Consider the following 23948-nt stretch of genomic DNA (forward strand, 5'->3'; position numbering starts at 1 on the left):
CTCCTCAGAACGCGACTGACTCCCCGACCGGTTGCCCGGTGCGGAACCGCATGGGATCGAGTGGTGTGAGGTCGACGGTCGGTGTGCCGTCGAGCAGCCAGGCGGCGACCGAGTCACCGATCGCGGGCGCGTGCATGAAGCCGTGCCCGGAGAACCCGACCGCCACCCACAGGCCGGGGATGTCGTCGATCGGCCCGACGAGCGCGTGGTCGTCGGGCGACATCTCACGCAGGCCGGCCCAGCCGCGTGCGACGCTGGCGTCGGCGAGGGCCGGGATGCGGTGACCGAGCGCGGCGACCAGCCGATCCAGCCGGTCCCAGTCGACGCTCGTGTCGGTGCCGGACGGCACGTCCCTGTCGGTGCCACCGATCACGCCACCGCTCGCCTCCGGGTGTACGTACGCGCCGGTGGCCAGGTCGACGGTCATCGGCAACGACGGCGACAGCCAGTCGACCGGCGCCAACGCGAACGCCTGCCGCCGGTGCGGTGACACCGGGAGCTCGACGCCGAACCGCTGCCCGGTCTCGGCCGCCGACGGCCCGGTGGCGACGACGACCGTGGTGGCCTCGATCAGCTCACCACCGGCCATGACGCCGCGCACCTCCCCCTGCGGGGAACGTACGAGCTCGCCGACCTCCAGGTGCCTCCGGTACGTCACGCCGAGCGCGCGGCCCGCACGCCACAGGCCCTGCACGGCGTCGGCCGGCGAGGCCGAGCCGTCGGTCGGGCAGTAGACGCCGGCGACCAGGTCGTCGGTACGTACCTGCGGGAACAGGTCGTGCACCTGTGCGGGCGAGAGCTCCTGCACCGGCACACCGAGCTCGTGCTGCAACCGCACGCCGGCGGCGAGCTGCTGCCGAGCGGCGTCGGAGTCGAGCAGGAAGAGGTAGCCGTGCTGGCGGAAGTCCAGCGGGTACCCGACCTCGTCGGCGAACCGCTCGTAGAACGCGACCGCGCGGCGCGACAGCTCGATGTTGACCCGGGAGCTGAACTGCTGCCTGATGCCGCCGGTGGCGTACGCGGTGCTGCCCTCGCCGATCGCGCCGCGTTCGACGACCAGGACGTCGCGATGACCGCGCACCGCAAGCTGGTACGCGATGGCGGTGCCGACGATCCCGCCGCCCACGACGGCGATGCGCCCGTCCGCCACGCCCATCTCCCGAGCCCTGCGCATGCAGCATTGCATACGAAGGTGACCACCGCAACGGTCACTCCACGAGGCCAGGTAGCCAGGTGACGAGCTCTGGTACGAACAGCAGGGCGAGCAGCATGCCGCACTCGATGGCGAGGTACGGGGCGACTCCGCCGATGATGTCCGGCATCGGCAGCTCGGGCACGGCGGACTTCATCGCGTAGAGGTTCAGCCCGACGGGTGGCGTGATGACCGCCATCTCCAGGTTGACCACGAGAAGCACGCCGAACCACAGCGGGTCGAACCCGAGTGTCTCGATGACGGGCACGATGATCGGTGTCACCACGAGCAGCAGTGAAGACGCGTCGACCAGCGCCCCGAGCACCACGAGCAGCGCCATGATGATGAGCACGACCAGGTACGGCGACACGTCGAGGCCGCCGACGAAGCCGACGATCGAGTCGGTGACCCGCGCGACGACCAACAGCTGCGTGAACACGTACGCAGAACCGACGATGACGAGCAAGGTCGCTGACACCCGCAACGTAGAGGTGAAGATGGTCCTGATCTCGGCCCAGGTGAACCCGCGCCGGGTGATGCCCGTGACGACGAACGCGGCGATGGCACCGACGCCGGCCGCCTCTGTCGGCGTTGCGAGCCCGCTGTAGATCGAGCCGAGCACACCGACGATCAGCAGCAACGCAGGTAGGTCTGCACCAGCACGGCGAACCGTTGTGACCAGGTGAACCGTTCCGTCGCACCGGGAGCGATGTCCGGTTGCGCCTTCGCGCGTGCGACGACGTACACACCCATGGCCACGGCGAGCAGCAGGCCGGGCACCATGCCCCCGGCGAACAGTGCCGCCACGCTGACGCCGGTCACCGACGAGTAGAGGATGAACATCAGGCTCGGCGGGATGAGCATGGCCAGGGCGCCCGATGCAGTGACCGAGCCGCTGGCGAAGCTGCGTCGGTAGCCGCGGTCGAGCATCTCGGGCACGGCCATCCGGCCGATGACCGCGACGGACGAGATGCTGACGCCCGACATGGCGCCGAACATCGCCGACGAGCCGACGGCCGAGGCACCGAGACCGCCAGGCACGCGGTTGAACCAGCGGTGTGCGACGCGGAACAGGTCGCGACCCAGGTTGCCCACCGCGAGCGTCTCGCCGAGGAGGATGTACAGCGGCGCGGCGACGAGCGCGTAGTTCTGCAGCTGGCCGACCATGGCCAGCGGTACCTGGGCGAGACCGGCGAACCCACGGATTGCGATCAGCCCGACAGCGCCGCTTGTGGCGAGGGAGATGAACAGCGGTACCCGTAGCGCGATGAGCACGCCGAGGAGTACGACCGCCAGGACGACAACGGTGCCATCGCTGAGCATCAGCCGACCTCACTCTCGTGCTGGGGGAAGAGAGGAGGCTGCCCAGCATCCGGACGTTCTGCTTCGCCAGCTCGGCGTTGATCAGCTCGTGCAGCGGGCCGTCGGTGTCGGTGGCACGGCTGTGCGTTTCGAAGTCGTCGGTGCCGAACGGTAGCTCCACTGCGCCGAGGATCGGGTAGGAAGAGGAGAGGTACGAGCTGGTGGTGAACATGATCTCCACGACGCCAGCCATCAGCCCTGGGAGCAGCTGATCCGGGCCGAGGAGCTTGCCCGAGTCGTACATGTCGAAGCTGAGCTCGGCGTCTTTCGCGGCCGTCTTCATGAAGGCCGTCATGCTCGGCAGCACGTCGGTGTATGACGGCGGGAAGTACGTGGCGGTGGTGAGCTGTCCGGTCGTTGCGGTGGCAGCGCGGCCGCAGCCGGTCAACACGCCCGCGGCGGCGAGGGCGGAGGCGGCGATGAAGCCACGGCGGGTGGGGTGACGTAGCGCGCTCATGCGCTACCCCGGTGAGCAGCTGCCCGGCCTACTCCCAGAAGCCGCGCTGCTCCAGCAGCGAGATCGCATACTCGCCGCCTTCAACGATGTGCTGCCGCATCAGCCGCGCAGCGGCCTCGCCGTCGTGATCCTTGATGGCCGTGCAGATGCCGTCGTGTTGCTTCGCGGCCACCCGACCCCACTCGCTCGCAGTCTGGAAGAACTCGCCGAACATCATCGCGGAGAGGCTGCGCAGCACCGCGTCCAGCCGGCGGGAGCCACCGCTCTTGTTGATCAGCCGATGGAAGTCGTGGTTGAGCTGTTCGAGGTCGTCGTCGGGCTGTGGCTTGCACATCCGCGTGACGTTCTTCCGCAGCAGCTCTACGGTCGCCGGCTCCATCACGGAGGCGGCCCGTTCGGCGGCGATCGCCGAGACGGCCCCGTAGATCCGGTAGTGGTCGCGCAAATCGTCGCGGGTCAGCGGCGCGACGAACGCGCCGCGGCGCGGTGCGACCTCCACGAGCGCCGCGCTCTCCAGCACGATCAGTGCCTCGCGTACCGGCAGCTTGCTGACCCCGAGGACCTGTGCCACGGCGTCCTGGTCGATCTTCGCTCCCGGCCCGAGGTGACCGGAGAAGATGAGGTCGCGGATGTACGAGGCCACAGCGTCCTTCAGGTTCGAACGCTGGACTGGCGGCGCGGCTGGCAGGTTCGGCATGGCAGTCGTCAACAGTACTGGACACGTGAGCTCCTTTGCTCGAACGGGCCGGGAGGGCGGCCCGTTCGTGTTCCTATCTGCCGGTGAAGCGGGCCTTTCGCTTCTCCAGGAACGCAGTCATCCCCTCGGCCTTGTCGTCGGTGGTGAACGCCCAGCCGGAGAGTGCCTTCTCCAGCTCGAGCCCGGTCTTGAGGTCTGCATCGAGGCCGGTGTTGACGGCGCGCTTCATCAACGCGACGCTCAACGGCCCAACCTGGGCGATCTGCTCGACGAGCGACAGTGCCCGCGGCAGCACGCCGTCAGCCGGCACGATGCGGTCGACGAGGCCCATCGACGCAGCCTCCTCGGCGCCCACGATGCGGGCGGTGAACAGCATCTCCTTCGCCTTGCTCGACCCGATCAACCTGGGCAGGCGCTGGGTGCCGCCGAACCCGGCAACGGACCCGATCCGTGCGCTCGTGATGCCGAACGTGGCGTCCGGCGAGGCGATCCGGTAGTCGCAGGCGAGCGCGAGCTCGAGCCCACCGGTGAGGCAGGGCCCCTGGAGAGCCGCGACGACCGCCTTCGGGTGTTCCTCGATCGTGCGGTTCACGTGCGCCGCCCGTTCGGCGAACGGGCGGAAGTCCGCGACGTTGTCGATGCCCACCGCCTCGTTCAGGTCGGCGCCCGCGGAGAAGCAGCCCCCGCCACCGGTCAGGACGATGCCCGCGACCTCCGGCTCCTCTGCGAGGTTCTCCAGCTCAGCGGCGAGTGCCAGCAGGAGCTCGGCGTTGAGTGCGTTGCGCTTCTTCTGGCGGTTCAACCTGACGACGGCCGCGGCGTCCACGTACTCGACGGTGACGACGGGCTCGTACTCGGTGTCGGCGTGCGGCATGGTCACTCCTCGACCTGTCCCGCGGGCTGACGGAACTTGCCGTAGTCCGGTCGCCGCTTCTCCAGGAACGCCGCGGCGCCCTCCTGCTGTTCTGGGCTGCCGTAGAGCTGGCTGAGCATCTCCGCGCCGGAGCTGAACGCGGCCCGCATGGAGTCGATGGCGAAGTTGAGGCTGGTCTTAGCGATTCGCAGGCTCTGTGGGCTCATCGAGAGCAGCACGTCGCACATCTCGCGTACGGCGTCGTCGAGCTCGGCCGCCGGCACGACCCGGTTCACCAGGCCCATCGACTCGGCCTCGGCCGCTGTGTACAGGCGAGTGGTGTAGATCATCTCCCGTGCGCGCTTCTCGCCGACGATGCGTGGCAGCAGCTCCGTGGCACCCCACACCGGCACGCTGCCCACCCGCGGTCCGACCTGACCGAACTTCGCGTCGTCCGACGCAATGGTGAGGTCGCACATTACGTGCAGCTCGTGCCCGGCACCCACGCAGTAGCCGCGTACGGCGGCGATGATCGGCTTGCCCGCGTCGTGGATGGCGGAGCCGAGCCGCAGCAGCCGGCGGAGGTGGTTGCGACCGCCGGCGACGTCGCGGCCGCGTTGGTCGTTGACGTCACCGCCGGCGCAGAACGCCTTGTCGCCGGCACCGGTCATTACGATCACGCCGACGGACGGATCGTCGGCGGCGGCGTCGATCGCCGTGGTGAGTTCCTCGTAGGTCTTGGTACGTAAGGCGTTCCTGACCTGTGGCCGGTCGATCGTGATGGTCGCCACGTGATGGTCGCCACGTGATCGGCGTACTCGTAGCGGATGTCCTCGAAGCCTTCGGTCATGGTTCCTCGTCTTTCCAGCTGACGTCGGTGGGCAGTACCGGTGCGACGGTCGGCGGGTCTGCTGCGGAGTGGAACGGCGCGCCCGTGATCAGCACCGGCGTATCGCCGTACGTCTGTCGCACCACCGAGCCGCGTGCGGTCACCTGGGAGTGCTCGGCGGTCTCCTTGACGCCGAGCACAGGTGCCGCGGCCACGCCGGCGGCCGCCGCGTGTCGGAGTACGGTGCTCGTGTCCAGCGAGCCGTCGGCCTCGGCGACGAACGCGGCGAGTTCGGCCGGACCGGGTGCGGAGAGTGCGACCGTGCCGTCGGTGGTCGGATGGAGAGTCTCCGCCGGCGGTTCCTTGGTTGCCTCGTCGGCGAACCAGCGGTGGAACGTCGACCACACCGCGGCGTCGTACATCGCGACGTCGAGCAGCTGGCCGGCGCCGGTCTGTCTGTGCCGGCGTACGCCGAGGAGTGTCGCCGCGGCCGCGAGGTATGCGCCGGCGACGTCGGCCAACGACACAGCGGCCTTCATCGCAGGGGCGTCGGGGAGCGTGAGTAGCACGCCGGACTCGGCCTGCACGGCGGTGTCGAACGCCCGAAGGCCCGCGCCCACACCTGCTCTGCCGTAGCCGGTGAGCTGGCAGTAGACGAGGGACCGCTGCGCGAGCACGGACTCCGCGCCGAGGTCGGCCGCGTCGAGTGCGGCGGCCGAGAGGTTGGTGAGAACGACGTCGGTTGCGGTGAGCAGCTGGTCGAACCGCTGCCGGTCGGTGGCGTCGGCGAGGTCGAGCCGGCAGCCGTGCTTGCCGGCATTGTTCACGAAGAACAGGTAGCCGACGTCGTCGATGCGTTGCGCCAACCGGCGTGAGCCTTCGCCGTGCGGCGGTTCCACCTTGACGACGTCCGCGCCGAGGTCGGCGAGCAGTCTCGCGGCAAGTGGTGCGGCGGTGTAGGCGCCGAGCTCGACGACGCGGAGCCCGGCGAGCGGCCCCTTGCCCGGCATCGGCGCTCTGGGTCGGCGCGGAGCACCTCCGGGCATCGGCTTCGGCGTCAGCGACGCGACCGGGCTGTGTGGTGCACCGGTGTCGGTCACCAGCGAGCGCTCCGCGGTCAGCCGGTGCCCGCGTACCTCGGCGGGTGTGCGCAACCGAGCCACGGGGATGTCGGCTTCGGTGAGCTGCTGCACGAGGGTCGCACTGGGCTGTTGCCTCGACCAGGCACTGATCGACGCGTCCAGGGCGTCGACGTTCGCGACTCTGCTTGCGGTGTCGAGGAACCGGCCGTCGGCGGCGAGCTCGGGCCGGCCGATCACCTCGGTGAGGCGCCGCCACATCTGCTCCCCCATCGTGCAGACGACGACCGGCGCGTCCGCCGTCGGGTAGACGTTCCACGGCGCCGCCATGCCGTGCCTGTTGCCGATCCTGCGCGGGTCGTTGCCGGTGAGCGCGACCGGCGGGAGCAGCGTGCCGAGGTACGAGACGAGCGTGTCGAGCTCGGCGATGTCTACGCAGTCGGATGCGCCTTCGCCGTAGGCGAGCAATGCGACGAGCCCGGCGAGCGCTGCCGTCGCGCGGCCGAGTGCGACCCCCGTCGGCCGTGGTGCGTCGCCCTCGTTCCCGTTGGCCAGCAGGAAGCCGGCGAGCGCCTCGAGGGTGAGCTCGCTCGCCGGCTGTCCCGCAAGTGGTCCGGTCAGGCCGTACGGGCTCAGGCACACCTCGAGTGGCTTCCGCCCGACGGAGTCGTGTTGCTGTAGGAGCTGGTGGCCGGTGTGGTCGGTGACCACGGCGTCGGCGACGGTGAGCTGATGGTGCAGCTCGCCGGTGACCGTGTTCTTCCCCGCCTGTACCCAGGTGTCCCACGCGTCGGCCGCCGCGGGTTCGGTGGTGAACGCATCGACCTCGGCGCCGAGGTCGACGAGCAGCCGACCGAGCAGGCGTGCCGCACCCGGCCGGCCGGTCAGCTCGACGACCCGCAGGCCGTGCAGCGGTCGCTGGTCGCTCATGGTTATCAGTACGACCGCGGCATGCCGAGCACGTGCGTGCCGATGTAGCCGAGCACCAGGTTGTTGCTGATCGGTGCGATCAGCTGGAAGCGGGCCTCCCTGAACTTGCGGTGGATGCCGTACTCGTCCGCGACGCCGTAGCCGCCGAACGCCGTCATGGCCGCGTTCGCGGCCTCCCAGGTGGCCTGCGACGCGAGCAGCTTCGCCGAGTTGGCCTCCATGCCCGGCTGCTCACCGTTCTCAAATGCCGCGGCCGCCTTGTAGCGCATGAGGCTGGCCGCCTCGAGCTGGGCGTACGCCTGGGCGATGGGGAACTGCACTGCCTGGTTCGAGCCGATCGGCCGGTCGAACACCTCGCGCTGCGTCGCGTACTCCGCCGCCTTGCGCACCAGCCAGTAACCGTCGCCGAGCACCTCGGACGCCACCAGCACGCGCTCGGCGTTCATGCCGCTGAGGATGTAGCGGAAGCCCTTGCCTTCCTCGCCGACGAGGTTCGCCGCCGGCACCCGCAGGTCGTTGATGAAGAGGGAGTACGTCTCGTGCGGCACCATGGTGCGGATCGGCTGCACCTCGACGGCGTCGCCCGCCTCGCGGAGGTCGACGACGAACGTGCTGATCCCGTCGGTCTTCTTCGCGACGTCCCGCTTCGGCGTGGTACGGGTGAGGATCAGCATCAGGTCGGTGTGCTCGACCCTGGACGTCCACATCTTGCTGCCGTTGATGACGTACTCGTCGCCGTCTGGCACCGCGGTGGTGGTGATGCTCGTGGTGTCGGAGCCGGCGTCCGGCTCGGTGATGGCGAACGACTGCAGTCGCAGCTTTCCAGCGGCGATGTCGGGTAGCCACCGCTGCTTCTGCTCCTCGTTGCCGTGTCGCAGGATGGTGCCCATCGTGTACATCTGCGCGTGCGCGGGGAGGCCGGTGCCGCCGGACTTGTTGACCTCTTCCAGGATCACCGCGGCGTCGGTCAACGTGCCGCCGCCACCGCCGTACTCCTCGGGGACGAGCACCGCGAGGTAGCCGGCCTTGGTGAGTGCCTCGACGAACTCGGTGGGATACCTGTCGTCCTGGTCGGCCTTGTTCCAGTACTCCTCGGGGAACTTGGCGCACAGCTCGGCGACGCTGCGAGCCAACGCCTGCTGGTCGTCGGTGAGGGTGAAGTCCATCAGCGCTCCAAGGGATCTCTCTGTCGTGCTCAGTCGACCCGGGCCATGCCGCCATTGACGCTCAACACCTGTCCGGTGATGTAGCTGCTCTCCGGCCGGGTGAAGAACTCAGCCGCCGCTGCGACGTCCGCCGGCTCGCCGATGCGCTGCATCGGGTTCGCGCGGCGGCGCTTCTCGATCTGCTCGTCGGTGAGCATCTCCCGTAGCAGCGGCGTGTTCGTCGTGCCGGGAGACACGACGTTCACCGTCACCTGTGACCGAGCAAGCTCCACGGCCAGCGACTTGGCGAACGCGATCTCGGCCGCCTTGGCACCCGCGTACACTGCCTCGCCGCGCACTCCGATGCGCGCAGCGTCCGACGCGATGACGACGATGCGTCCGTTCCTCGCCGCGACCATCGGCGGCGCGAACGTCCGTACGAGGTGCAGCAGGCCCAGGTAGTTGACGGCCACCACGCGCTCGTCGGACTCGGGCGTCGAGTCGAGGAAGTTGCCGTGCGGTGACCAGCCGGCGCAGTGCACGAGCGCCGTGACTTCGCCCTCGTCGGCCGCGATCTCGGCTGCGACGGCCCGCACGCGCTGCTCGTCCGTGATGTCGCACGCGTAGGTGCGGGCGAAGGGCGTGCCATCGTCCGCGGCGGTGAGGTCGAGGCCGAGCACGCGGTGACCGCTGTCGAGCAGCGCCTGGCCGATGGCCAGGCCGATGCCGCTGGCCGAACCGGTGACGAGCGCCAACGGTGCGGATGCGTCGACCATCGTCGCTACCTCCTGCCGTGTCTAGACGAACGCGGAAAGGCCGAGCAGCTCCCGGCCGATGATGAGTTGCTGGATCTGGCTGGTGCCGTCGGGGAAGGTGAGCATGCGCGCGTCGCGCAGCCACTGGTCGAACGGCAGCTCGGTGCTCACGCCGTACGTGCCGGCCACCTGCTGCGCCTTGAGGATGGCCTGCAGCGCAGTTTCCGTCGCGAAGAGCTTCGCCATCGACGACGACAACACGGTGGACCGGCCCTGCTCCATCTCGGACAGCGCGCGGTAGCAGAGCAGGCGGGCTGCGGCCACCGAGCTGGCGGCGTCGGCGATGAGCCCCTGCACGAGCTGGAACCGGCCGATCGGGCGGCCGAACTGCTCCCGCGTCTGTGCGTACGAGATCGCGTAGTCGATTGCGGCCTGCGCCAGCGCACACGCGATGAGCCCCATGGAGACCCGGTTGAGCGTCCAGGAGTCGGTCATCCGCTCGCTGGTGGCGGAGCTGGTGAGCACATGGTCGGCCGGCACGGTGGCGTGTACGGTGACCGAACACAGGTGACCGCGACCGAGGCCGCTCATCGGGATCTCTTCCGCGGTGACCGCGGTCGTACGGGTGTCGACGAGCACCCGTGCCGGGTCGCCGGTGCGTTCGTCCTTCGCCAGCACGACGAGCACGTCGGCGACCGTGCCGTTCGACGTCCACAGCTTCGTTGCGTTCAGCACGCGCTCGTCCCCGTCGCTGCTGACGGTCGAGGTGACCGAGTTCGACGCGGAACCGACGTCCGGCTCGCTGATGGCCGAGCCACCGATCAGCTCGCCGGCGATGAGACCCGGCAGGTACTTGGCCCGTACCTCCTCGTCCGCGCCGAGCGCGATCCGGTAGACGGTCGCCTCCTGCGCGATGCATGCGACCGCGAGGAACGCGGGCAGGGCTTCTGTCACCGTGCCGCCGAGCGTGTGGCCGAGACCGGTGCCACCCATTTCCTCCGGTACCCGCACCCCGAAGTAGCCGGTGGACGCGATGTCGCGGAAGCACTCGGCGAGCGTCTCCTTCGACACCGGTTCTGCCGGCGCACACGCGGCCAGCCGTGGCTCGATCCGCCGCTTCACCATGTCGGCCACGGACGACGCGAGCAGCCGCTCGGTCTCGTCGACGACGATCCGCATCAGCGCTCCCCCTGCCCGAGCGCAGAGTTGACCCTCGGCATGACCTCGGTGGCCAGCAGCTCGAGCGACGCCATGATGTTGCGGTGGTCCATGCCGAGCCACTGCGTACGGGCAAGCAGCAGGTTGACGTCGGAGGCCCCGACGAAGTCCACGAGCTGCGCGGCGACCGTCTCCGGGTCGCCGATGACCGCTCGTTGAGCGGCCTTCTCGTAGTCGACCGCATCGCCGGCCTGGTCGAGCACCTCGGCGAAGAGTCCCCAGCTGTCGAACATGCTGTAGCTCGACGTGAGGTAGGGACCGGCGTCGCGGATCGCGGACTCCATGGTGCGGCCGACGTAGATGTTGCGCAGCCCCGGCCGGGTGGCGGGCAGTGTGCGTCCTGCCTCGCTCAGGTATGTGCGGTACTGCTCGGCCTGCGTGGCTACGTCGCCTGGCGGCAGGTGCGACGTGGCGAGCCAGGCGTCACCGAGCTGCGCCGCCCGGCGCAGCGCCCGTGGTGAGCTCGCGCCGAGCCAGATCGGCGGTCCGCCCTGGCTGACCGGCCGCAGACCGAGCTCGACGTCGGTGACCGAGTAGCGGCTGCCCGCGTAGCTGACTGGTCCTTCCGTACGCCACAGCGCGCGCAGGATCTCCACGGTCTCGTGTACCGCCTGGCCCCGGCCGGCCATCGGTACGGACAGCGATGCGAACTCGTGTGCGTTCCAACCGGCGCTGAGGCCGAGCGCAAAGTTACCTTCGGTGAGCCCGTCGAGGTACGCCGCCTGCTCCGCGAGCACCACCGGGTTGTGCAACGGCGCGGCGAGCACGCCGGTGCCGAACAGCATGCCCTCGCCCTGGTCGCAGATGCGGCCGAGCAGGTGCAGCGGCGGCAGCCACACGGAGTCCTGGCGGGAGAAGTGCTCGCCGACGATGACTGCGCGCAGCCCGAGCTGGTGGCACAGCCGTACGGTCTCGCGTTGCTCCTCGGTGGCGCGGCGTACGTCGACCCCCTTCTCGTACTCGGGGTTGACGAAGTAGCCAAGCTCGACGGCGGTCATGGCGTCCCCTACTCGCCTGTCCAGTGCGGTTCGCGCTTCTCGACGAACGCGTTCACGCCCTCCACCCGGTCCTTGGAGGTGTACGGGTTCGGGCCGACGTTGAGGCGCAGGCCGGCGGAGATCGGCTGCCCCCACGACTTCTTGGCCATCTCCGCGTACCGGCGCAGGCTCAGTGGCGCGTTGCGGGCGATGCTGTGGGCGAAGGTCATCGCCTCGTCCATCAGCCGTTCCTTCGGATGGACGGCGTTGAGCAGGCCCCACTGCAGTGCCTCGTCCGGCAGCATCCGCCGGCCGCAGTAGAGCATCTCCATGGCGATGGCGCGTGGCAGCAGCTGTGGCAGCAGCACGCTGGCGAAGTTCGCGCCCATGCCGCGTTTCGCCTCGGATAGTTGGAGGAACGAGTGCTCGGCGGCGATGCGTAGGTCGCAGGCCAACGCCAGCTCACAACCACCGCCCACCGCCGCGCCGTTGACGACGGCGAGCACCGGCTTGTACGTCTCGAAGACCGTCTCGTGCAGGTTGCGCTCGGCGGCCACCATCGGCTGTTTGATCTGCGTCTGGCTCTTCGCCTTGTCGTCGAGCTCGCGGAGGTCACGCCCGGCGCAGAAGGCCCGGTCACCGGAACCGGTGACGACCACGACGCGCACGTCGGGGTCGGCGTTCGCCTCGGTGAAGTGCTCGACCAGCAGCTGGCTGGCCTCGTCGTCGAGAGCGTTGCTGCGCTGCGCACGGTCGATGGTGAGTACCCGCACACCGCCCTCGTCCGCCATGAGGATCGACGCGCTCATGCGTCTCCTTAAGATATCTGATATCAGATCACCGAGCTTGGCACCGCATGCACCCGGCAGTCAAGAGCGATCCCGCCACGTGGACCGCCAACCGGCGCGCCGGGAGTTAGTGGTGGGCGTCCTTGGTGCCGAAGTAGCGGGATGAGACGTCGACCTGGGCGAGGCGGCGGAGGGCTAGCAGCAGCGGCTCGGCGAGGATGGTGCCTAGTACGACGTGGCGTACGGCGGCCTCGGTGGAGTCTGTGGGGATGTCGGTCAGCTCGCGTTCGGCGACCGTGTGCATCGCGTTCGCGTACTCGACCAGGGTGTCGTCGGGGACGGCGAAGTCGGCCGCTTCGATCGCGGCGAGACCGGACGCCGCACCGCAGTCGCCGCTGCACGGCGACCTGCACGGCCTGCCGCCGCTGCTGCTCGCGGTCGGTTCGAGCGAGGTGCTGCTCGACGACGCCCGTCGGTTCGCCGCGACGGCCGCGCGCGCCGGCGTACCCGTCGAGCTGGAGATCTACGACGGGCTGGCGCACGGCTTCCACCTGGCGATGCTGGCCGACCCGCCACCACCTGCCGCCGCGCTCCGCCAGCGACTGACCGACTGGAGCCGGGCGTGGTGAGCCCGGGGTCAGTGGCCGGTCCAGCGGGGTGGGTGGCGTTCGGCGAAGGCTTGCGGGCCTTCGGCGGCGTCGGTGGAGGTGAGCATGGCTTGGTAGGTGGGCAGGGTGCCGCTGCGAAGCAGTGCGTAGCCCTCGTCTACCCGTAGTGCTGCTGTGGCTGCGGTGATCTCCTTGACCGCCGCTATCGCGAGTGGGGCGCCCGCGCGGATCGCGTGGGCGAGGTCCAGGGCTGCCGGCAGCAGCTCGTCGGCGGGGACGACACGGTTGACCAGGCCCCAGCTGCTGGCCTCGGCGGCGGGCATGCGGCGGCCGGTGAGCAGCAGCTCGGTCGCGACGGCGGTTGGCAGTCGCTTCGGTAGCCGTAGGACGCCGCCGGAGTCTGCGACCATGCCGAGCGACACCTCGGGCAGCGCGAACTCGGCGTGGTCGGCCGCCACGACGAGGTCGGCGGCGAGGGCCAGCTCGAGGCCGCCGCCGAGGGCGAGTCCGTTCACCGCGGCGATCACCGGCTTGCCCAGGTCGAAGAACTCGGTGAGGCCGGCGAACCCGCCTGGGCCGTGGTCGGCGTCGATCCCCTCGCCGGCCGCGGCCGCCTTGAGGTCCCAGCCGGCGGAGAAGAACCTGTCGCCCGCGCCGATCAGCACCGCGACCCGCAGCGCGTCGTCGGACTGCAGCAGGGCGAACGCCTCGTAGAGCGCCTGGCTCGTGGCGACGTCGATCGCGTTGGCTTTCGGCCGGTCCAGCGTCACCACCAGCACACCGTCGTCGACGTCTATCCGCACCGGATCAGCCATCCGTCCTCCTCATGACGCGCGTGCCTCGACATCCGCCGTCTCGTCGTGCCGTACGAGCACGTCCACCGCCGCCGCGCCCTGCGCGAAGACGAGCAGCGGGTTGACCTCCAGCTCGACCAGCGTGTCCTGGTGCGCGCGGGCGTAGGTGACGACGGCCAGCACCGCGTCGACCGCGGCAGCCACGTCCGCGGCCGGCCGGCCGCGGAAACCGGCGAGCATCGACCACGCCCGCAGCGACCGCAGCGCGGCCGCGATCTCGTCGCGGGTGGTCGGCAGCAACACGGCGGCCGTGTCGGTGAGCAGCTCGACCAGCTCGCCGCCGACGCCGACGGTCACCACGAGACCGAACTGCGGGTCGCGGTGTACGCCGACGAGCAGCTCCGCGACCGCACCGCCGAGCATCCGCTCGACCAGGAAGGTGTCGGTCAGCCCGGTCATCTCGCCGACCGCCTGCCGCACCTGACGTTCGTCGGTCAGCCCCACCCGAACCCCGCCGACGTCGGTCTTGTGCGCGATCGACGTGGACAGCGCCTTGAGCACAACGGGGAAGCCGAGCCGCCCGGCAGCAGAAGCGACGTCCGCAGCCCCCGTGACACAACCCTCGGGTACGGGCAGCCCGTAGCCGCTGAGGTCCTGTTTCCCGTGCCACTCGTCCAGCTGGACGAGGGACGTGCCGACCGGGCCGGGCGGCGTGGCCAGCGGCACGGCGTCCGCCGCCTTCGTCTGGGCGGCACCGATGGTCGCGGCCGCGGCGATCGCGTCCAGGCAGTCGGTGAGGCCCTGCATCGGCGTGATGCCGGCGTCGACGAGCCGTTGCCCCGCCGCCTCGGAGAGCCCTTCGGACAGCTGGCTGACGATGCTCACCGCCGCCCTCGTGTCGTGCCCGGCGGCGAGTACGGCGTTCATCACCGCCTGCCAGTTCTCCGGTACGCAGCGGTCGGCGCGCGGGAAGTCGAGCACCACGACGTGGGCGTCGGCGTCCGCGGTGAAGAACGCGTCGAAGCAGTCGGTAAGCGCGTCCCTGTCGCCCCAGATGTAGGTGTGGTAGTCGAGCGGGTTCACCACCGACACCCGGTCGCCGAGTACGTCGTGCAGGCGTTGCGCGGTCGGTTCGGGGAACTCCGGCAGCTCCAGGCCGCGGTCCTCGGCCAGGTCCGCGACCAGCGCGGCCTCCCCGCCGGAACAGCTCGCGGACGCGAGGCGCCTGCCCGCCAGCGGTCCGTGGACGTGCAGGAACTTCAACGTCTCGACGAGGGTCTCCAGCTGCTCGACGCGGGCGATGCCGACCCGCTCGAACAGCGCGTTCCACAGCGCGTCGGAACCGGAGAGCGAGCTGGTGTGGCTGAGGTTGGCGCGGGCGCCGAGCGTCGACCGACCGGACTTCAGCGCGACGATCGGCACCCCGCGGCGCAGTGCCTCGAGCCCGACCTCGCACAGCGCGACCGGGTCGCCCGGACCCTCCAGGTGCAGGCCGATCGCCGTGATCCGCGGGTCGTCGAGCATGGCCGCCATCAACGCAGGCACCCCCGTCACGGCGCCGTTCCCCATCGTCACGAGCTGCGCCAGCGGCAGCGACCTGCGCTGCATGGTGAGGTTCTGGCCGATGTTGCCGCTCTGGGTGATGACGGCCACGCCGCGGTCCACCTGGTGGCCGCCGTGCTGGTCCGGCCACAGCGCCGCGCCGTCCAGGTAGTTCAGCACGCCGATGCAGTTCGGGCCGATCACCGGCATGTCGCCTGCCGCCTCGACGAGCGCCCGTTGCAGATCTACGCCGTCGCCACCGTGCTCGGCGAAGCCGGAGGCGTGGCACACGGCGCCGCCGCTGCCGTACGCGGCGAGCACGGCGACCACGTCGACGGTCGCATCCCGCGGTACGGCGACGAACGCGGCGTCGGGTGCTTCTGGCAGCTCCGTGACGGTGCGGTAGCACGGCAGCCCGCCGAGGGTGTCGCGGTGCGGGTGCAACGGCCAGATCTCGCCGGTGTAGCCGATGCCGTGTGACTGCCTGATCGCCTCCTCGGCCGCTGCGCCCCCGAACACGGCCAGGTGCCTGGGTGCGAGCAGCCGTCGGAGGTTGGCTCGCGCGGTCCTCGCCATCGTCACGCGCCCAGCGGCCGCAGCATGGACCGGGAGATGATGTGCCGCTGGATCTCGCTCGTGCCGTCCCAGATCCGTTCCACCCGCGCGTCGCGCCAGAACCGTTCGATCGGCAGCTCCGCCATCAACCCCATGCCGCCGAAGATCTGTACGGCGGCGTCGGTGATCCGGCCGAGCGTCTCGGACGCGTAGAGTTTGACCATCGCCGCGTCCTGGTCGGTCATGGTGCCCTGGTCGAGCAGCCAGGCCGCGCGCATGGTGAGCAGCTCGGCCGCGGCCAGCTCGGTGGCCATGTCGGCGAGCTGGAACCCGACGCCCTGGAACCGCCCGATAGGTTGGCCGAACTGCTGCCGCTGCGCTGCCCAGTCGGTGGTCATCTCCAGCACGCGCTGCCCGCGTCCGACGCTCGTCGCCGCGACGGCGAGCCGGCTCGCGCCCAGCCACTCGTTCATCAGCTCGAAGCCGCGATCCTCCTCGCCGAGCCGCTGGCTGGCGGGGAGCCGGCAGCCCTCGAACGACAGCTCGCACTGGTGGTAGCCGCGGTGCGAGACGCACGCCGAGCCGCGCCGCAGCGTGAGCCCCGGGGTGTCCATGTCGACGAGGAACGTCGTGATCAGGCTCTTCGGCCCACGTGGTGTGTCCTCCGTACCCGTGGCCGCGAACAGGATGACGAAGTCGGCGACGTCGGCGTGGCTGATGAAGTGCTTCGTGCCGTCGATGACGTAGTCGTCGCCGTCGCGTACCGCCCTGGTCGTCATCGACCGGACGTCCGAGCCAGAACCTGGCTCGCTCATCGCCTGGCAGTCGTGCCGCTCGCCGCGGATGGTGGGCAACAGGTAGCGCTCACGTTGCTCGCCCTCGCAGGCCTGCAGGATGTTGCCTGGACGTGCGACCAGCGACTGCAGGGCGAAGCTGGTACGGCCGAGCTCCCGCTCGACCAACGTCATGCTGGTGGCGTCCAGGCCGCCGCCGCCCAGCTCCGCGGGCATGTTCGCCGCGTACAGCCCGGCGGCCAGCGCCTTCTTGCGGATCTGCTCGGCCAGCTCCGCCGGCACCTCGTCGAGCCGTTCGATCTCCTCCTCGTGCGGCTCGAGCTCGGTGGCCACGAACCTGCGGACGGTGTCCACGATCATCCGCTGTTCGTCGGTGAGTGCGAACTCCACGGGCGATCCTCCCTCAGTGCGCTTGTGGCCGGCTGGGCAGGCCCATCGGTCGACCGACGACGTCGGGTACGGGCACGGCCGCGTGCGCGCGGCGGATCGCCGCCAGCCGTTCCTGCAGGACTTCCGGCAGCGGCGACGTCTTGCCCACCCGGCTGTCGACGTGCAGCAGCATCTGCTCCGCCGACGCCACCAGCGCGCCGGACTCGCCGTGCCGGATCTCCTGGAAGATGTGGACGCGCTTCTCGTCGTGGCCGAGCAGCAGCAGGCTCAGCGCCAGCGGTTCGCCCTCGCTCACCTCGCGCTTGTTGTGCAGGTGCGTCTCCACCGTGTACAGCGACCCGCCGGTTGCCCGGTACTCCTCGTCGATGCCGAGGTACCGGAAGAACGCGTCCGAGCTGTCGCCCACGACCAGCAGGTACGCGGACTCGGTCATGTGGCCGTTGTAGTCCACCCAGCGTGGGCTGACCGTCGTCTCGTGCAGGCGCAGTGGGGCGGGTATCTCCGCCGAGCTGTCCCACGGCCGGTGGCCGGTGCCTTCGTACGGGGTCACCACCCGCTCGCTGTCGCCGTGCTCGACCACCCGCGGCTCCGTCGCATAATGTGCAATGATTGTTCAGATAACACGACTTCCATGACGGTAGAGAGTGGCGGTGAGAGCCGTCAAGACGCAGCAGACACCGGCGACCGCTCCGTACGGCGGCCGGGTGCAGTCCGTGGACCGTGCCGTCGCCCTGCTCAACGCGGTCTCCGCGGCCCCGCCTGGCGGCAGTACGGCGGCGGAGCTCGCGGTCGCCTGTGAGCTGAACCGCGCCACCGCCTGGCGGCTGCTCGCCACCTTGGAGCACCACGGCATGGTCGAGCGCGACCCGGCCACGAACCGGTACGGGATCGGCTTCACCATCAGTCGGCTGTCGACGACGGCCGGCGTCGAGGGCCTGGCCCGTCGTGCCCATCACGTGCTGGAGCGGCTCACTCGGCAGACCGGCGAGACCACCAACCTCGCGGTGGCGCACCGGCTCGAGCTCACCTACGTCGACGAGGTCGCCCCGCCGGTCGTGCTCACCGCCCGCTGGATCGGCCGGCAGGTGCCCATCCACGCGACCTCCGCGGGCAAGGCGCTGCTGGCGTGGCTGCCGGAGTCCGAGCTGGCCGAGTTGCTCGCCGCGCCGCTGGCGGCGTACACCGAGACGACGCGTACGGACAAAGAGGTCCTACGGGCCGAGCTGGCGCGGATCAGGGCGCAGGGGTACGGCGTGAGCATCGGCGAGATGGAGCCGCACCTCAACGGTGTGGCCGCTCCCGTGCTCGACCGCAACGGCCGCCCGTGCGCGGTCGTCAGCATCTGGGGACCGACCGACCGGGTGCCCGAGGGTAGGTTCCCCGAGCTCGGCGCGCTGGTACGCGAGGGCGCTGCGGAGATCGCGGCCACCATCACCTCGTGACCGGGCGCGGCAGTCAGTTGACCTGTCGCCACCCGGCCATCGATACTAAGACGGTGTCTTGTATTTCTCCGATCGGAGATCGCCCATGGACCTTGCCGCGTTGACCGTGCGCTCCTTGCTCGAGGAGGCCGTCGACAGCGGGCCCACGGCGCCGTACCTCATCTGGGCGCCGGACGGCCGCGAGGTGAGCTACCCGGACTTCAACGAGCGGGTCGACCGGGCCGCGTGCATGTGGCGCGAGCTCGGGGTGGCCAAGGGCGACCGGGTGGCGTTCATGGTCGACAACTCACCCGAGTTCCTCTACGCGTGGCTGGGGCTGGCGAAGATCGGCGGCATCCTCGTCGCGGTCAACACCGGCTTCCGTGGTGAGGAGATCGGGTACCTGCTCGGCGACTCGACGCCGTGCGCGGCGCTCGTCGACGCCAACCACCTGACCACGTTCCTGTCCGCCGACGCCGCTGCCCGTGCGTCCATCCGGCAGCTGCTGACCGTCGGCGAGGTGCCCGGCTACGACCACCTCGCCGCGGCGATGGCCGCCGCGGATCCCGTCGCACCCGCCGTCGACCTCAGTGGCTACGACCCGATGAGCCTCATCTACACGTCAGGCACGACCGGGTACCCGAAGGGCGTCATCCAGACGCACAAGAACTTCGTGCTCACCGGGCAGGCGTACCCGCACTGGATGCGGATGCAGCAGGGGCAACGGATCTACGCCTGTCTGCCGTTGTTCCACATCAACTCGCAGTCGTACTCCACCATGGGCGCGATGGCGAACCGCGGCACGATCGTGCTCGCGCCGCGGTTCAGTGCCAGCACGTTCTGGTCGCACGTGCGGCAGTACCGGGTCAACGCGTTCAACCTGATCGGTGCCATGGCGGTCATCCTGTCGAAGAAGGCGCCCACCGCGGACGACCTGGACAACGACGCGCACGTGGCGTACTGCGTGCCTGCGCTCGTGCCCGAGATGAGGGACGACATCGAACGCAAGTTCCAGATGGCGGTGGTCTCCGGGTTCGGCATGAGCGAGACGACGTTCGGTCTGCTGGAGCCGTTCGACGGGGTGCGCAAGGAGGGTTCGATGGGCGTGCCCAGGCACCACCCCGATCCCTCGGTGCCGCGGACGGAGGCGTGTGTCGTCGACGACAAGGGCAGCGAGGTCGGGCCGGGTGTCGTGGGCGAGCTGCTGCTGCGCAACGCGGCGATGATGGCCGGCTACTGGCGGGACGAAGAACGCACCGCCGCCACGCTCGTGGACGGCTGGCTGCATACGGGCGACAGCGCCTGGTGCGACGAGGACGACACGTTCTACTTCGTGGACAGGAAGAAGGACATCGTGCGCCGCCGCGGCGAGAACGTCTCCTCGCTGGAGGTCGAGCGGATCATCGAGCAGCACCCGGCCGTGCTCGAAGCCGCGGTGGTCGGCGTGCCTTCGGAGTTCACCGACGAGGAGCTGCTCGCGTACGTGGTGCCGCGGCCGGGTGCGCACGTGACGGCGGGCGAGGTCTTCGCCTGGTGCGCAGGACGGTTGGCGGGCTTCAAGGTGCCGCGGTTCGTCGAGCTGGTGGCCGACGAGCTGCCGAAGACCTCGACGGCGAAGGTACAGAAGTCGGAGCTCAGGAAGCTCGACGCGGCCGCGCTCGGTGTACGCATCGATCGCGAGCTGGAAGCCAGGCAACCGTGACGGCCGGTGCGGGGTATCGTGCCTGTTCCACACCCGTAGGGGAGGCCATCATGCAGTACATGGTGCGACGGTCGTGGGGTTGACCGAGGAGCGGCTGGCTCGGCACAGCACCGCCAGCAAGCTGGTGAGCTTGCTGGAGGCGCTCGCTGCGCACGAGCACGGCATCGGCGTCCGGGAGCTGGCCAGGGAGACCGGCATCGACAAGAGCGCCGTGTCGCGGTTGTTCGACCAGCTCTGCGAGCTGCGTGTCGCCGAGCAGTCCGAGATCACCGGCCGGTTCAAGGCGGGGCCGCGGCTGTTCGCGCTGGCCGCGACCATCCACGGCAGGGACACGTTGTGGGAGGCGGCCGAGCCGATCGTGCGCGCGCTCGCCGCGCGGTTCAACGAGACGTGCTACCTGGCCACCAGGGAGCTCGACCAGATCATGTTCAGGGAGAAGGTCGACTGCGACCGCACCGTCCGCTACGTGATCGACGTCGGTGAGCGGTCGGCGTTGCACGCCGGTGCCGGCGGTCGTGCCATCCTCGCCGGCCTGTCCCCGGACGAGTTCGAACAGGTGGTCCGCCGCACCGAGCTCGTGGCGCTGACGCAGCAGACCATCGTGGACGTCGACGAGCTCAGGCACCAGGTCGAGGAGGACCGCGGGCGCGGCTACTCGATGAGCATGGGTGAGCGGGTGATCGGTGGGTGCGCGATCGCTGCGCCGTTCTTCCGGCCGGGCGGCACCTGCCGCGGCTCGATCGTCTACACCTGCCCGGCGCAGCGGTTCGACGTACGGTCGGCACCGGAGATCGCCGACGCGGTGAAGCAGGCCGGCAGGGACCTGTCCGCGCGCCTCGGTTACGTCGAGGCGGCTGCCGCCAAGGAGACCGTGCCCGACAGCTGACCGCACTCCGGTTGCGGTTCGTCCATCCACTGTCTCTGTGATCACGCCGAGTGTGTCCGCCCTGTGTGGCCGCCCGTCTGGCGGAAAGAACGTGAGCACCCCTTGCGCGCCGCTGCGAGAGCGGTGACACTTATAAACGAGACAGCGTTGCATTTGTTGGCCACCCTCGGGGATCAACGCCGCCATGTCTCCTGCCGCAACGCTGCGGAGGAGGGAGCCAGATGAGCCGCCAGGAACTCAGTGGACTCGACCCGGACGTGCTGAAGCGCGTCGTGACGATCGAGGCGGACGCCGTCCACCTGGAGAAGATGAAGCACGAGGCGCACAGCCACGGCTTCACGTTCTTCAGCGACGAGCCGGCGCGGATGGGCGGCGACGAGGAGTTCCCTTACCCGCTGCACTACTTCACCGCGGGTGTCGCGCTCTGTCTGGTCACGCAGGTGGTCAGGTACGGGCAGATGCTCAAGGTCGACCTGAAGAACGTCAGGTGCACCGTCGAGGGGCAGTGGACGAGCGAGGGGTCGGTGTTCGCCGGCACCATCGCGTCGAAGTGCCACGCGATGAACATCGACCTGGAGATCGACAGCGACGACGAGCTGCCCAGGGTCGCGGCCCTGATCAGGAACGCGGAGGGCGGCTGCTACGCGCACGCAGCGGTCGAGCATCCGGTACCCGTCGTCAGCAACGCGAAGGTCAACGGCGAGCCGGTCGACTACGAGGAGTACCCGCGGAAGGTGTCGCGCAGGTGACCGTGTACGCCCAGGGCCAGTTCAACGCCTCGTACGAGGACCGGGTGGACCACCGTGCGCTGCGCAAGGAGCGGGTCGAGCGGGCGCAGAAGCAGCGCGCCGACGCGGGCCTCGACGCGTTGCTCGTCTGGAAGGACGAGAACGTCAGGTACCTGACCGACCTGCGGCCGCAGCTGATCGCAGGCAAGACGACCGCGCTCAACGGTGCGCTGCTGGTGGAGGGACGCGTGCCGATCCTGTTCTGCTCCGGGGGTGAGCGGGACCGCGTGGAACGCACGATGCCGTGGCTGGCCGAGGTGCACACGATCCCCATCGTCGAGCAGCGCGAGCTCGTCGCCGGTTGTGTGCGTGAGGTGCTCGCGCCTGTGCTCCGTACGCACGGGCTCGTGGACGCGCGGGTCGGCATGGACGAGGCGAACACCGTCCTCGTCGAGGAGCTGCGCGCAGCCCTCCCCTCGCTGACCATCGCCGACGGTGACACCGCGATGCAGCAGGCGCGCACTATCAAACTCCCCGGGGAGATCGCGCTGTTGGAGGAGGCGACCGCACTCGCGGACGCGGTGACCGCCAGCGGCGTCGCCGTCGTCGGCGACGGCGTGCGCGAGTGCGAGGTCGCCGCCGCCGCGATGCACACGCTGTTCCGGCTCGGTGGCGAGTACGCGCACGTGATGACGCCGTTCGTCGCGTCCGGCGAGCGGATGGCGCCGCCGCGGCGGATCACCAGCGAGAAGCTCGTACGCAACGGCGATGTCGTCTTCATCGACATCGGCGCCTGCTGGTCCGGGTACTACGGCGACGTCGCACGTACGACGATCTGCGGCACGCCGTCGCGGCGTCAGCGGGAGATCTACACGGCGGTGTACGAGGGGCTGCACGCGGGCATCGAGCAGATGCGGCCCGGCCGCACCAACGCGGACGCGGCGAGGGCCATCACCGAGCACGCGGAGAGATACGGCCTCGGCGGTCGGTTCCTGTCGTTGTTCATCGGCCACGGCGTCGGTATCGGCGCGAACGAGCCGCCGTACATCGGCGAGAACCTGCCGGGTGCGCCGGTGTACGAGTTCCAGCCCGGCATGGTGTTCGCCGTCGAGCCGCTGATCTGGGTCGACGGCGTACGCGGCGGTGGCGGGGTCCGGCTGGAGGAGATGGTGCTCGTCACCGAAGGCGACGCCCACGTGATGTCCCGCACCGCATTCTGTGACCGTTTGCTGCTCTGACGACCAGCGTCGCCTGCCAGGCGTCGAGGAGGGTTGATGACCGAGCCGAGTATCGACACCGTCCGCGAGCTCTGCGCGAAGCATTCGAACTGGGGGCGTTGGGGCGCCGACGACCAGCGGGGCACGTTGAACCTCGTCCAACCGGAGCACGTGCTCGCCGCCGCGACGCTCGTGCGCAAGGGACAGGTCATCTCCATGGCACTGCCGTTCGACGAGGACGGCCCGCAGCAAGGCTCGTACAGCAGGTTCAACCCGATCCACCTGATGACCCGCGACGGCGCGGACGCGCTCGTAGGCAGCTCAGTGCGTGACTTCTACGGCGGCGTCGACAAGCACTTCCGCGGCAACGACGACCTGGTGATCATGCCGCTGCAGTGCGGCACCCAGTGGGACGCGCTCGGGCACGTCGTCGACGGCGACGTCATCTACAACGGGTACAGCGCCGACCAGGTGAGCAGCAAGGGCGCGTTGAAGAACGACGTGCGCAACGCCGCGGACGGCATGGTCGGGCGCGGCGTGCTGCTGGACATACCGCGTAGCCAGGGGGTGTCGTGGTTGGCGCGGGGCACGGCGATCGGCGCGGCCGACCTCGACCGGGCCGCCGAGTACGGGCAGGTCGACGTCGGCGCGGCCGACTTCGTGTTCGTCCGTACCGGTGCCATGGCGGAGGTGCGGGCCGCCGGCCGCTGGGGCGACTACGCCGGCGGCGACGCGGCCGGTCTCGGCCTGGACAGCGTCGACTGGATCGCCGAGCGTGACGTCGCCGCGGTCGCCACCGACACCTGGGGCATGGAGGTGCGGCCGAACGAGACGCAGGACGTCTTCCAACCGGTGCACATCGTGTTCATCGTGCACATGGGTTTGTGGGTCGGTGAGATCTACGACCTCGAGCCGCTGGCCGACGACTGCGCCGAAGACGGCGTCTACGAGTTCATGTTCTGCGGCCCACCGCTGCCGTTCACCCGCGCCGTCGGCTCGCCACTCAACCCGATCGCCGTGAAGTAGGTA

Annotated in this window: 22 protein-coding genes; 7 read left to right on the forward strand and 15 right to left on the reverse strand. The window is 69.8% G+C overall.

Features of this window, described 5'->3' with window-relative positions; all coding sequences use genetic code 11:
- Positions 1-4 precede the first annotated feature (4 nt).
- The 11 genes from GEV07_03275 to GEV07_03325 all read right to left on the reverse strand — a co-directional run bounded on the left by GEV07_03275 (position 5) and on the right by GEV07_03325 (position 12303).
- Positions 5-1156 (reverse strand): FAD-dependent oxidoreductase, encoded by a 1152-nt coding sequence (locus GEV07_03275; GenBank protein ID MQA01776.1) that lies wholly within the window; start codon positions 1154-1156, stop codon positions 5-7.
- A gap of 52 nt (positions 1157-1208) precedes the next feature.
- Positions 1209-3011, reverse strand: coding sequence for a TRAP transporter large permease subunit (locus GEV07_03280; GenBank protein MQA01777.1), 1803 nt, complete (start codon positions 3009-3011; stop codon positions 1209-1211).
- A 28-nt stretch (positions 3012-3039) separates the two neighbouring features.
- Complete coding sequence (locus tag GEV07_03285; GenBank protein MQA01778.1) at positions 3040-3708, reverse strand: FCD domain-containing protein; 669 nt, start codon at positions 3706-3708, stop codon at positions 3040-3042.
- A 73-nt stretch (positions 3709-3781) separates the two neighbouring features.
- Positions 3782-4582, reverse strand: coding sequence for a hypothetical protein (locus GEV07_03290; protein ID MQA01779.1), 801 nt, complete (start codon positions 4580-4582; stop codon positions 3782-3784).
- Between the two features lie 2 nt (positions 4583-4584).
- Complete coding sequence (locus GEV07_03295; GenBank protein ID MQA01780.1) at positions 4585-5352, reverse strand: 1,4-dihydroxy-6-naphthoate synthase; 768 nt, start codon at positions 5350-5352, stop codon at positions 4585-4587.
- 55 nt (positions 5353-5407) lie between these two features.
- Entirely contained in the window at positions 5408-7399 is a 1992-nt protein-coding gene (locus GEV07_03300) for a hypothetical protein (protein ID MQA01781.1), read from the reverse strand.
- Between the two features lie 5 nt (positions 7400-7404).
- A complete protein-coding gene (locus tag GEV07_03305; protein ID MQA01782.1) occupies positions 7405-8565 on the reverse strand; it encodes an acyl-CoA dehydrogenase in 1161 nt (386 codons plus the stop codon).
- 29 nt (positions 8566-8594) lie between these two features.
- Positions 8595-9320 carry an SDR family oxidoreductase gene (locus GEV07_03310; protein MQA01783.1) on the reverse strand — a complete coding sequence of 242 codons (726 nt, stop codon included), beginning with the start codon at positions 9318-9320 and terminating at the stop codon, positions 8595-8597.
- Positions 9321-9341: 21 nt separating this feature from the next.
- Positions 9342-10478: an acyl-CoA dehydrogenase gene (locus tag GEV07_03315; protein ID MQA01784.1), complete on the reverse strand. Its 1137-nt coding sequence runs from the start codon at positions 10476-10478 to the stop codon at positions 9342-9344.
- Positions 10478-11515 (reverse strand): LLM class flavin-dependent oxidoreductase, encoded by a 1038-nt coding sequence (locus GEV07_03320; GenBank protein ID MQA01785.1) that lies wholly within the window; start codon positions 11513-11515, stop codon positions 10478-10480. Before GEV07_03320 ends, GEV07_03315 begins: the two co-directional genes overlap by 1 nt.
- A gap of 8 nt (positions 11516-11523) precedes the next feature.
- On the reverse strand, positions 11524-12303 hold the full coding sequence (locus GEV07_03325; GenBank protein MQA01786.1) for an enoyl-CoA hydratase/isomerase family protein: 780 nt from the start codon (positions 12301-12303) through the stop codon (positions 11524-11526).
- 197 nt (positions 12304-12500) lie between these two features.
- Here GEV07_03325 and GEV07_03330 point away from each other — a divergent pair, with 197 nt between their 5' ends.
- A complete protein-coding gene (locus GEV07_03330; GenBank protein MQA01787.1) occupies positions 12501-12911 on the forward strand; it encodes an alpha/beta hydrolase fold domain-containing protein in 411 nt (136 codons plus the stop codon).
- An 8-nt stretch (positions 12912-12919) separates the two neighbouring features.
- On the opposite strand, the gene caiD is transcribed toward GEV07_03330, so the two are convergent.
- From caiD to GEV07_03350, 4 genes are read right to left on the reverse strand one after another with little or no spacing between them, the layout of a single operon-like run.
- Positions 12920-13705, reverse strand: coding sequence for a crotonobetainyl-CoA hydratase (caiD, locus tag GEV07_03335; GenBank protein ID MQA01788.1), 786 nt, complete (start codon positions 13703-13705; stop codon positions 12920-12922).
- 9 nt (positions 13706-13714) lie between these two features.
- On the reverse strand, positions 13715-15802 hold the full coding sequence (locus GEV07_03340) for a CoA-binding protein (protein ID MQA01789.1): 2088 nt from the start codon (positions 15800-15802) through the stop codon (positions 13715-13717).
- 2 nt (positions 15803-15804) lie between these two features.
- Positions 15805-16965, reverse strand: a complete 1161-nt coding sequence (locus GEV07_03345; GenBank protein MQA01790.1) for an acyl-CoA dehydrogenase — start codon at positions 16963-16965, stop codon at positions 15805-15807.
- 13 nt (positions 16966-16978) lie between these two features.
- A complete protein-coding gene (locus GEV07_03350) occupies positions 16979-17518 on the reverse strand; it encodes a 4-hydroxybenzoyl-CoA thioesterase (GenBank protein ID MQA01791.1) in 540 nt (179 codons plus the stop codon).
- A gap of 91 nt (positions 17519-17609) precedes the next feature.
- Between GEV07_03350 and GEV07_03355 the strand changes: the two genes are divergently transcribed.
- The 6 genes from GEV07_03355 to GEV07_03380 all read left to right on the forward strand — a co-directional run bounded on the left by GEV07_03355 (position 17610) and on the right by GEV07_03380 (position 23945).
- On the forward strand, positions 17610-18407 hold the full coding sequence (locus GEV07_03355) for a helix-turn-helix domain-containing protein (protein MQA01792.1): 798 nt from the start codon (positions 17610-17612) through the stop codon (positions 18405-18407).
- Between the two features lie 85 nt (positions 18408-18492).
- On the forward strand, positions 18493-20088 hold the full coding sequence (locus GEV07_03360) for an AMP-binding protein (GenBank protein MQA01793.1): 1596 nt from the start codon (positions 18493-18495) through the stop codon (positions 20086-20088).
- Positions 20048-20974, forward strand: a complete 927-nt coding sequence (locus GEV07_03365) for a helix-turn-helix domain-containing protein (protein MQA01794.1) — start codon at positions 20048-20050, stop codon at positions 20972-20974. The genes GEV07_03360 and GEV07_03365 overlap by 41 nt, the downstream gene beginning before the upstream one ends.
- 221 nt (positions 20975-21195) lie before the next feature.
- Positions 21196-21723: a hypothetical protein gene (locus tag GEV07_03370; GenBank protein MQA01795.1), complete on the forward strand. Its 528-nt coding sequence runs from the start codon at positions 21196-21198 to the stop codon at positions 21721-21723.
- Positions 21525-22940, forward strand: a complete 1416-nt coding sequence (locus GEV07_03375; GenBank protein ID MQA01796.1) for a M24 family metallopeptidase — start codon at positions 21525-21527, stop codon at positions 22938-22940. The genes GEV07_03370 and GEV07_03375 overlap by 199 nt, the downstream gene beginning before the upstream one ends.
- A gap of 36 nt (positions 22941-22976) precedes the next feature.
- Positions 22977-23945 carry a cyclase family protein gene (locus GEV07_03380; GenBank protein MQA01797.1) on the forward strand — a complete coding sequence of 323 codons (969 nt, stop codon included), beginning with the start codon at positions 22977-22979 and terminating at the stop codon, positions 23943-23945.
- Positions 23946-23948 lie beyond the last annotated feature (3 nt).

It is taken from the genome of Streptosporangiales bacterium (assembly GCA_009379825.1).
In the GTDB taxonomy this organism is placed as follows: Bacteria; Actinomycetota; Actinomycetes; order Streptosporangiales; family WHST01; genus WHST01.

Coding starts and splice junctions, on each gene's coding strand:
- GEV07_03290 (MQA01779.1), bottom strand. CDS start 4,582: ATGCCGCACGCCGACACCGAGTACGAGCCCGTCGTCACCGTCGAGTAC.
- GEV07_03305 (MQA01782.1), bottom strand. CDS start 8,565: ATGGACTTCACCCTCACCGACGACCAGCAGGCGTTGGCTCGCAGCGTC.
- GEV07_03315 (MQA01784.1), bottom strand. CDS start 10,478: ATGCGGATCGTCGTCGACGAGACCGAGCGGCTGCTCGCGTCGTCCGTG.
- GEV07_03285 (MQA01778.1), bottom strand. CDS start 3,708: ATGCCGAACCTGCCAGCCGCGCCGCCAGTCCAGCGTTCGAACCTGAAG.
- GEV07_03320 (MQA01785.1), bottom strand. CDS start 11,515: ATGACCGCCGTCGAGCTTGGCTACTTCGTCAACCCCGAGTACGAGAAG.
- caiD (MQA01788.1), bottom strand. CDS start 13,705: ATGGCTGATCCGGTGCGGATAGACGTCGACGACGGTGTGCTGGTGGTG.
- GEV07_03300 (MQA01781.1), bottom strand. CDS start 7,399: ATGAGCGACCAGCGACCGCTGCACGGCCTGCGGGTCGTCGAGCTGACC.
- GEV07_03380 (MQA01797.1), top strand. CDS start 22,977: ATGACCGAGCCGAGTATCGACACCGTCCGCGAGCTCTGCGCGAAGCAT.
- GEV07_03310 (MQA01783.1), bottom strand. CDS start 9,320: ATGGTCGACGCATCCGCACCGTTGGCGCTCGTCACCGGTTCGGCCAGC.
- GEV07_03325 (MQA01786.1), bottom strand. CDS start 12,303: ATGAGCGCGTCGATCCTCATGGCGGACGAGGGCGGTGTGCGGGTACTC.
- GEV07_03280 (MQA01777.1), bottom strand. CDS start 3,011: ATGAGCGCGCTACGTCACCCCACCCGCCGTGGCTTCATCGCCGCCTCC.
- GEV07_03340 (MQA01789.1), bottom strand. CDS start 15,802: ATGGCGAGGACCGCGCGAGCCAACCTCCGACGGCTGCTCGCACCCAGG.
- GEV07_03330 (MQA01787.1), top strand. CDS start 12,501: ATGGTGCCTAGTACGACGTGGCGTACGGCGGCCTCGGTGGAGTCTGTG.
- GEV07_03370 (MQA01795.1), top strand. CDS start 21,196: ATGAGCCGCCAGGAACTCAGTGGACTCGACCCGGACGTGCTGAAGCGC.
- GEV07_03275 (MQA01776.1), bottom strand. CDS start 1,156: ATGGGCGTGGCGGACGGGCGCATCGCCGTCGTGGGCGGCGGGATCGTC.
- GEV07_03360 (MQA01793.1), top strand. CDS start 18,493: ATGGACCTTGCCGCGTTGACCGTGCGCTCCTTGCTCGAGGAGGCCGTC.